Here is an 8,295-nt window from a genome sequence, read left to right on the forward strand (position 1 = left end):
TGCCCCTGGATGGCCGGCCGCGGCCGGCGGGTGCCGCCGTCGCCCGCTGTGCAGTCAGCGTGCTCATTGTTCCTCCTTGGCAACTTCGCGGATGTTGCCCCCGGCGAAGCGGATGTACACCACCGAGACCGCCATGACGGTCAGGAAGGTGAGGATGGACAGCGCCGACCCTTCGCCCACAAGGCGGTTTTCCCGCAGCTGTGCGTAGGCCAGCATGGACATCGACTCGGTGCCGTTGGCGCCGCGGGTAAGCACGAACGGCAGGTCGAAGACGCGCAGGGCATCCATTGTCCGGAAGATCGCGGCCAGCACAATGGCCGGGCGGAGCAGGGGAAGGGTGACGTGGATGAACGACTGCCACTTGCTGGCGCCATCAAGTTCCGCGGCCTCGTAGGTCTCGGTTGAAATGACCTGCAGGCCGGCCAGGATGATCAGGGCTGCGAAGGGTGTTGTCTTCCAGACGTCGGCCAGGACGATCACGGCCATGGCGTAGCCGTGCTCGCCGAGCCAGACAACGTCGCCGCCGGGTAGGCCCAGCGTTGACAGGACGTTGGTGACCAGTCCCAGGTTGGGCTGGAACATCGTTTCCCAGGTGATGGCACTGACCACAGTCACCACCGCGTATGGCAGCAGGACCACGGTGCGCAGGAGTGCCCGGCCCTTGAAGGCGAGGTTAAGCAGCAGTGCCATGCCCGTCCCGAGCACCAGCTCGAGCGAGACCGAGAGCCCCGCGAACAGGAACGTCTGGCCGAACGCCGCCCACCAGTGCGGCCCGGTGAGGGCCGAAATGTAGTTCTCAAGTCCGACGAAGCGCGAGAGTCCGGCGGTGCGGACGCTGTACTGGTTGAGGGAAAGCCAGAGCGCGTACCCGATGGGCACCGCCGCCACCAGGGCCATGAGGACCAGGGAGGGGGCAGTCATCCGGAACGCGAGCCGCCTCTCCTCCCGGTCGCGGCCGTTGATGCCGCGGCCGGGAGCAAGGAACTTGGTGGCCATGATCAGAAGCTCGCCTTTGCGGCCGTGATCTCTTCAGCCATGGTCTTCACGGCGTCCTCGGTGGTGGCGGTTCCGGAAAGGACCGCGTAGACGTTCTTGTAGATCGCCTGGGAGATCTGCGGGTAGACCGGGGAAATGGGGCGCGGCTTGGAGTTCTTGACGGAGGCGAGCAGTTCAGTGGCGAACGGCATCTTCGCCAGGACGTCCGGGTCCGAGTAGGCGGCCTCGTTGACCGGCGCCTGCGAGAAGTCCATGGCCACGTGCTTCTGCACTCCGGGGTGGTGGCGAAGTCGATGAAGGCCACGGCGCCCGCCTGGTTCGTGGAGTGGGCCGAGATGGCAAGGTTCCAGCCGCCCAGGACGCCGGAGGCCTTGCCGCCTTCCCATGCCGGAAGGGGGGCTACGCCGAACGTGCCCGCAAGCGGGGTGGCGTTGAGCAGGCGGTTCACGTGCGGCCAGTTGCGCTGGTAGCCGAAGTTCCCCGACTCGTAGGCCAGGCGCCCCGCGTCCTCGTTGTACGTCAGCACCGCGCGGTCCGCCGAGCCGTCCTTGAGGCCCTTCGCCATGAAGTCGAGTACCTCCCGGGTTTCCGGGGAATCGATGCTGACCTCGCCCTGGTCATCCAGCACCTCGCCGCCCGCGCTGTAGAGCATTTCGAGGAAGTTCACGGTGAGGCCCTCATACTGCTTGCCCTGGTAGACGAAGCTGTTTCCCGGGGCGCCGGCTGCCTCCGCATACAGCTGCTGCCAGGTATCCGGCTTGGCCACCTTGTCCTTCTGGTAGTAGATGAGTCCCGCGTTGGTGAAGAACGGGGACGCCCAGTACTTGTCCTCGTACTTGGCGGTTTCCACGGTGGAGGGAATGAGGCGGTCCTTGTTGGCTTCCACCAGTTCCGTCTGGTCAAGGATCCAGCCCTGGGAAGCGAACTCGGAAGTCCAGATAACGTCCGTGAGGAACAGGTCGCATTCCGCTGACTTGCCTTCGAGCCGCTGCACTGCCTGGGTCCGCATCTCGTCAGTGGTGGCACCGATTTCGGTGTATTTGGCCGTGACCTTGCCGTTTGCCTTGGTGAAGGCTCTGCTGTGCCTTTGTAGATGCCGGAAGCGTCCTTGCCGCCGCAGATGTTGATGCTGCCGCTGGCGCCGGCTCCTGCGGCCGGATCTGCGGCAGGGGCCTGGTCCGCACCGGGAGCGGCCGCACCACCTCCACAGCCGCTCAGCAGCAGGCCCGCGGCCATGGCTGCCGCCACCGCCAGGGTTCGCCCGCTGGTCCGGCGTGATGCGGGCGCAGGGGCGGGGGCGGGCATGGATGGTGCAGTGTCCTCATGGCGCGGAAATGCGTTTTGAATCAGGTCCACAAGTGGCTCCTTTGGGGTCGGGAGGGATGCTCGAGGAATGGCAGCGTGCAACGTCGCCCGCATACCTCAGCGTGGCTTCGTTGCCTGGCCGGCTTTTGGTCAGTCCTATTTGGAATCGATTCCACATTCCGCCCAACAACCTGACGGGCTAACTTTGGAATCGATTCCACAGAAGTGTGTCAGGGGTCACGTCGGCCTGTCAACCCCCGGTTCAGCTGTTGGTGGAGTCCCGCACCACGAGTTCGTGGGGGAGGAACATCCGGCCCCTGCGGTGCGGGCCCGCCGTGGTCATCCGTTCAAGGAGCGCCTCGAAAGCCAGGCGGCCCATCGAATACGCGGGCTGCCTGATGGTGGTCAGTTCCGGGACGCACATCTCCGCCTGGACGGAGTCGTCAAAGCCAGCCACGGCGATGTCCTCCGGCACCCTCAGCCCGGCATCGGTGATCGCGCGGACGCACCCCGCTGCCACTGTGTCGTTCCCGCAGAACACGGCATCGGGGCGCGGGGTCGCGGCGAGGAGCTCTTCGGCGTGGCGGCGGCCGGTGTGGAAATCGAAGTCACCGTCCACGAACAGTATCTGGTCGGCAGGCATGCCTGCCTCTGCGGCGGCGAGCCGGAAGCCCTCCTCGCGCAGGCGGCCGGAGCGGGCCGCCCTGTTGCCAATCATCGCCAGCCGCCGGGCACCGGTGGCGATCAGGTGCCGGGTGATGTCCACGGCCGCCTGCCGGTCGTCGATGGCAACGCCGAAGGCTGCGTCGCGTCGGCGATTTCGCAGACCTGGACGACGCATTGCTGCTCGGCCATCTGCCGATGTCCTCGTCGGGCATGGTGGGGGAGAACATCACCAGGCCGTCAACCGAGCCGTTGCGCAGCATGTCCACCAGTTGCTGTTCACGCTCCGGATCGCCTGCGGTCGGCGCGATGAGGCTGACATACCCGGACAGTGCCCCGGCGTCGCTGACTCCGCGGAAAGCCTCGCTGATCACTGGCGAGTTCAGGTTCTTGGCAATCGCGAGGATGCGCATGGTCCTGTCCCGCCGCAGGTCGCGGGCGGAGGCAAGCGGCCGGTAGTTGAGCTGGTGGATGGCGGCGGTGACCTTTTCCTTGCTCGACTCGCTCACGGCAGGGCTTCCATTGAGGACCCGCGACACCGTGCCCACGGATACTCCGGCCGTCCTGGCGACGTCCTGGACTGTCGCTCGCGCCATTCCCCTGATCCTTTCGCGGCCGGCGGTGATTGCCGGAAATCTTCCCCAGCTTAGCCGGGCGTGCACAGCCGGGGACGCGCGGCGGCGTCACCCGGCGCGTGCTTGCGGCCCGCCCGCCTGCCGGTCAGGCGCCGGCAACATCCAATTAACATCCCAGCCGGACGCTCGAAATCTTCGCTTGGCTACTCTGGTGCAACAAGGTTTACTAGTAGCTAACACCAACCTGACAGGATTGTTTCGATGACCAGTGTCGCAACCCCTGCTGTAACCCCCTCGGCCGGGCTCGCCAGCCAGGCCAACGACGCCCTTTCCCAGCCCGCCATCTCCCTCGCGGACATCGCCCGCGCCCACGACGTCCGCTTCCTCCTGGCCACGTTCGTGGACATGACCGGCAAGCCCTGCGCCAAGCTGGTCCCGGTGGAGGCGGCGGACGAGCTGGAATCCGGCGCCATGGGCTTTGCCGGCTACGCCGCGGGCCTGATCGGCCAAAAGCCGCAGGACGCGGACCTCATCGCCGTGCCGGACCTCTCCTCATTCACCCCGGTCCCCTTCGTCAAGGAGGGGCTGGCCCTCATCCACTGCGATCCGCACGTCAACGGCCGGCCGTGGCCGTACGCGCCGCGCGTCATCCTGAAGAACGCGCTGGCCCGGCTTGACCGGAAGGGCATGCAGGCAAAAGTTGGCGCCGAAGTGGAGTACTTCCTGGTGAAAAAGAACGACGACGGGACGCTGAGTACCGCCGACGACAAGGACGATTCGCCGCGCCCCTGCTACGACGCCCGCGGCGTGACGCGGATGTACGAGCACCTCACCTCGATCTCCGACGCATGAACAGCCTGGGCTGGGGCAACTACGCCAACGACCACGAGGACGCCGCCGGCCAATTCGAGCAGAACTTCAACTACGCCGACGCCCTCACCACGGCGGACCGTGTTGTCTCGCTGCGCTACATCCTCAACATCCTGGCGGAGCAGCGGGGCATGACGGCCACCTTCATGCCCAAGCCGTTCACGGACCGCACGGGCACCGGCCTGCACTTCCATCTCTCGCTCTGGTCAGGTGCGGACGCGCTGTTCCCGGCCGGCGACGGGAAAGCGGACGACGGCGGCCGCGGCCTTGGGCTCTCCCGCCTCGCCTACTCCTTCATCGGTGGCATCCTGGAGCACGCTCCGGCCCTGCAGGCCTTCCTGGCGCCCACCGTGAATTCCTACAAGCGCACCGGCGCCACCACCAGTTCCTCCGGAGCCACCTGGTCCCCGCGGAAAGCGTCCTTCGGCGGCAACGACCGCACCCACATGATCCGGGTCCCGGACAACAAGCGGATCGAGCTGCGCTCAGGCGACGGTTCGGCCAATCCGTACCTGGCCATCGCCACGGCCATCGCCGCCGGGCTGGACGGCGTGGAGAAGTCCATCGATCCCGGCCTGCCGTCGGGGCCGGGGGAGTCGAAGCCGGACGCCCACTTCCTGCCCGCCACCCTGCTCCACGCAGTCGAGGCACTCCGCAAGGACCGGTGATCCTGGCCAGCCTCAGCGGCGATCCGGAGATCGGCGCCTACTACGCCACGGCGAAGGAAGAGGAATTCCTCAGCTGGCACAACCAGGTCAGCGACTGGGAAATCCGCACCTACCTGACCTCGATCTAAGCAACCCGACCCGAACAGACCCAACCAAGCAAAGGACCGTTATGTGCGGAATCGCCGCGCTGCAGCTGCGCAACCCCTCGCTGTATCCAAAGATGGGCAGCCTGCTGTCCTCCATGCTGTGCCAGATCGTGGACCGCGGACCGGATTCCGCCGGCCTGGCCGTCTACAACACCCCGGGCCTGGTGTCCCCGGGCACCTCCACGCTGAGCCTGCTGGGCAGGGACCAGGGCATGCCGACGCCGGCCATCACCGAGGGCGTCGCCGGGCTCCTCGCCGGCGTGCTTCCGGCGGACGCCGGCGTCTCGGTGCAGGTGGTGGGTGACACCACCCTGGTGGGTGCCGCCGTCGGGACCGACCTTCTTGTGAAGGCCGTGACCGAAACCCTGCCCGCCGCCACCGTGATTGGCCGCGGCGAGCACGTGGCCGTGATGAAGAGCGTGGGCCACCCCATGGAAATCGCCGCGGAACACGGGCTGGAAGCCATGGCCGGCAGCCAGGGCCTGTCCCACACCCGCATGGCCACCGAATCTGCCGTGACCGCGGGCGGCTCGCACCCCTTCTCGGTGGCGGACGACCTGTGCCTGGTGCACAACGGATCGTTCTCCAACCACGCCACCGTGCGGCGGGACCTCAAGCGTGAAGGCGTGGTGTTCGACTCCGAAAACGACACCGAGGTGGGCGCCCGCTACGTGGCCTCCCGCCTGCAGCAGGGTGACACCCTCGAGGAAGCGCTGGTGAACCTGGGCAAGGTACTGGACGGTTTCTACACCCTGGTGGTCACCACCGCGGACAGCATGGCCGTGGTCCGGGACCCCATCGCGTGCAAGCCCGCCATCATCGCCGAAACCGAAGACTACGTGGCCATGGCCTCCGAATACCGCGCCCTGGCAGCCCTGCCCGGCATCGACAACGCCCGCATTTTTGAACCGGAACCCGGAAAGGTCTACACATGGTCACTCTGACAGCCCCCGAAACCACCGCCCCTGAGCCTGTAACGGACGCGCCAGCCGTGGTGGACCTGGCCGACGCTCCGGTCCGGGGCCTCAACCAGGCACTGCACGACGCCGTCGACGGCCAGTCCTGGACCGTCACCAACCCCGGCGGCAAGCACAGCCTGGCTGTCGGCATCAACGCCGACGTTGTGGTGACCATCGAGGGCCATGCCGGCTACTACGCGGCCGGGATGCACCAGAAGGGAACCGTGACGGTGAACGGCAATGCCGGCGTCGGGCTGGCCGAGAACATCATGTCCGGCCGCGTCCGCGTGACGGGCGATGCTTCCCAGTCCGCAGCCGCCACCGGCCACGGCGGCCTGGTGGTCATCGACGGCAACGCCGGTGCCCGGTGCGGGATCTCCATGAAGGGCGTGGACATCGTGGTGGGCGGCAACATCGGCCACATGTCAGCGTTCATGGCCCAGGCCGGCCGGCTGGTGGTCTGCGGCGACGCCGGGGACGCGCTGGGTGACTCCATCTACGAGGCCCGGATCTACGTCAAGGGAACCGTCGCCTCGCTCGGCGCGGACTGCATCGAAAAGCCGCTGCGGGAGGAGCACCTGGCCGAACTCGCGGAGCTCCTGGCCGCCGCCGGCCGCACCGACAACCCGGCCGACTTCAAGCGCTACGGTTCAGCCCGCAACCTCTACCACTTCCACGTCGACAACTCGACCGCCTACTAGGAGGCCCCCATGACCATCACCTCCGTTCCCGCCCCGGCACCGGCACCCGCCGACATCACTGCGTCTGATTCCGCTGCGCTGGGTCTCCGCGAATCCGCCACGTTCGACCGCGCCACCATCGCCGACATCCAGCGCGCCGCCGCCACCGGCGTCTACGACATCCGCGGCTGGGGAGCCAAGCGCAGGGTCCCGCACTTCGACGACCTGCTGTTCCTCGGCGCCTCCATGTCCCGCTACCCGCTGGAGGGCTACCGCGAAAAGTGCGATACCGACGTCGTCCTCGGTGACCGGCACGCCAGCCGGCCGCTGCACCTGCAGACCCCGGTGACCATCGCCGGGATGAGCTTCGGCGCCCTGTCCGCCAACGCCAAGGAGGCGCTGGGCCGCGGCGCCAGCGAGGTGGGCACCTCCACCACCACGGGCGACGGCGGCATGACGCCTGAGGAGCGCGGCCAGTCCAGGCACCTGGTGTACCAGTACCTGCCCTCCCGCTACGGAATGAACCCGGACGACCTCCGCAAGGCCGACGCCATCGAGATTGTGCTCGGCCAGGGTGCCAAGCCGGGTGGCGGCGGGATGCTGCTGGGCCAGAAGATCACCGAACGCGTCGCCGGGATGCGCACCCTCCCGGTCGGGATCGACCAGCGCTCCGCCAGCCGCCACCCGGACTGGACCGGCCCGGACGACCTGGAAATCAAGATCGGCGAACTCCGGGAAATCACGGACTGGAAGACCCCCATCTACGTCAAGGTGGGCGCCTCCCGGCCCTACTACGACACCGCGCTCGCCGTGAAGTCCGGCGCCGACGTGGTGGTGCTGGACGGCATGCAGGGCGGAACCGCCGCCACCCAGCAGGTGTTCATCGAGAACGTCGGCATCCCCACGCTCGCCGCCATCCCGCAGGCCGTCCAGGCACTGCAGGAACTCGGGGTCCACCGGAAGGTGCAGCTCATTGTCTCCGGCGGCATCCGCACCGGAGCCGACGTGGCCAAAGCCATGGCACTGGGGGCTGACGCCGTGGCGATCGGGACCGCGGCCCTGATCGCGCTGGGCGACAATGATCCCCGCTACACGGCGGAGTACTCGGCCCTGGGCTCCGCCGCCGGTTTTTACGACGACTTCCAGGACGGCCGGGACCCTGCCGGCATCACCACCCAGGACCCGGACCTGGCCTCGCGGCTGGACCCGGTGGCCGCGGGACGGCGGCTGGCCAACTACCTCCGGGTCCTCACCATGGAAGCCCAGACCATTGCGCGGGCCTGCGGAAAGTCGCACCTGCACAACCTGGAGCCCGAGGACCTGGTGGCCCTCACCATCGAGGCGTCCGCCATGGCCCGCGTTCCGCTGGCCGGGACCAGCTGGATCCCCGGCGCGCCCTGACAGGGGTCCGTTCCGCGGGCGCCGGCACGGCC

8 protein-coding genes and 1 pseudogene are annotated in these 8,295 nt (G+C 67.7%); 6 read left to right on the plus strand and 3 right to left on the minus strand.

What is annotated here, in order from left to right; genetic code table 11:
* Positions 1 to 63 precede the first annotated feature (63 nt).
* From G205_RS19960 to G205_RS19970, 3 genes and pseudogenes are all read right to left on the minus strand, one after another.
* Positions 64 to 996 (minus strand): carbohydrate ABC transporter permease, encoded by a 933-nt coding sequence (locus tag G205_RS19960; protein ID WP_009359614.1) that lies wholly within the window; start codon positions 994 to 996, stop codon positions 64 to 66.
* A 46-nt stretch (positions 997 to 1,042) separates the two neighbouring features.
* Entirely contained in the window at positions 1,043 to 2,305 is a 1,263-nt protein-coding gene (locus G205_RS19965; protein ID WP_338058441.1) for an ABC transporter substrate-binding protein, read from the minus strand.
* Between the two features lie 258 nt (positions 2,306 to 2,563).
* Positions 2,564 to 3,560, minus strand: a pseudogene (locus tag G205_RS19970) (LacI family DNA-binding transcriptional regulator).
* Between the two features lie 240 nt (positions 3,561 to 3,800).
* Between G205_RS19970 and G205_RS23565 the strand changes: the two are divergent.
* From G205_RS23565 to G205_RS19990, 6 genes are read left to right on the plus strand one after another with little or no spacing between them, the layout of a single operon-like run.
* Positions 3,801 to 4,391: a type I glutamate--ammonia ligase gene (locus G205_RS23565; RefSeq protein ID WP_268743691.1), complete on the plus strand. Its 591-nt coding sequence runs from the start codon at positions 3,801 to 3,803 to the stop codon at positions 4,389 to 4,391.
* Entirely contained in the window at positions 4,388 to 5,077 is a 690-nt protein-coding gene (locus tag G205_RS23310) for a hypothetical protein (protein WP_268743692.1), read from the plus strand. Before G205_RS23565 ends, G205_RS23310 begins: the two co-directional genes overlap by 4 nt.
* A complete protein-coding gene (locus tag G205_RS23570) occupies positions 5,074 to 5,205 on the plus strand; it encodes a hypothetical protein (protein WP_009359615.1) in 132 nt (43 codons plus the stop codon). Before G205_RS23310 ends, G205_RS23570 begins: the two co-directional genes overlap by 4 nt.
* 41 nt (positions 5,206 to 5,246) lie before the next feature.
* A complete protein-coding gene (locus G205_RS19980; protein ID WP_009359616.1) occupies positions 5,247 to 6,167 on the plus strand; it encodes a class II glutamine amidotransferase domain-containing protein in 921 nt (306 codons plus the stop codon).
* The gene (locus G205_RS19985; protein ID WP_009359617.1) at positions 6,155 to 6,883 is read left to right on the plus strand and encodes a GltB/FmdC/FwdC-like GXGXG domain-containing protein; all 729 of its coding nucleotides are present in this window, start codon (positions 6,155 to 6,157) and stop codon (positions 6,881 to 6,883) included. Before G205_RS19980 ends, G205_RS19985 begins: the two co-directional genes overlap by 13 nt.
* 9 nt (positions 6,884 to 6,892) lie before the next feature.
* Positions 6,893 to 8,263, plus strand: a complete 1,371-nt coding sequence (locus tag G205_RS19990) for an FMN-binding glutamate synthase family protein (protein WP_009359618.1) — start codon at positions 6,893 to 6,895, stop codon at positions 8,261 to 8,263.
* The last annotated feature ends 32 nt before the right edge of the window (positions 8,264 to 8,295 follow it).

The sequence above is a fragment of the Arthrobacter nitrophenolicus genome (assembly GCF_000332815.1).
GTDB lineage: Bacteria > Actinomycetota > Actinomycetes > Actinomycetales > Micrococcaceae > Arthrobacter > Arthrobacter nitrophenolicus.

Bases quoted from the DNA above. Each gene is read 5' to 3' on its own strand.
- G205_RS19960 (WP_009359614.1), bottom strand. From the start codon at position 996: ATGGCCACCAAGTTCCTTGCTCCCGGCCGCGGCATCAACGGCCGCGAC.
- G205_RS23565 (WP_268743691.1), top strand. From the start codon at position 3,801: ATGACCAGTGTCGCAACCCCTGCTGTAACCCCCTCGGCCGGGCTCGCC.
- G205_RS23310 (WP_268743692.1), top strand. From the start codon at position 4,388: ATGAACAGCCTGGGCTGGGGCAACTACGCCAACGACCACGAGGACGCC.
- G205_RS19980 (WP_009359616.1), top strand. From the start codon at position 5,247: ATGTGCGGAATCGCCGCGCTGCAGCTGCGCAACCCCTCGCTGTATCCA.
- G205_RS19985 (WP_009359617.1), top strand. From the start codon at position 6,155: ATGGTCACTCTGACAGCCCCCGAAACCACCGCCCCTGAGCCTGTAACG.
- G205_RS19990 (WP_009359618.1), top strand. From the start codon at position 6,893: ATGACCATCACCTCCGTTCCCGCCCCGGCACCGGCACCCGCCGACATC.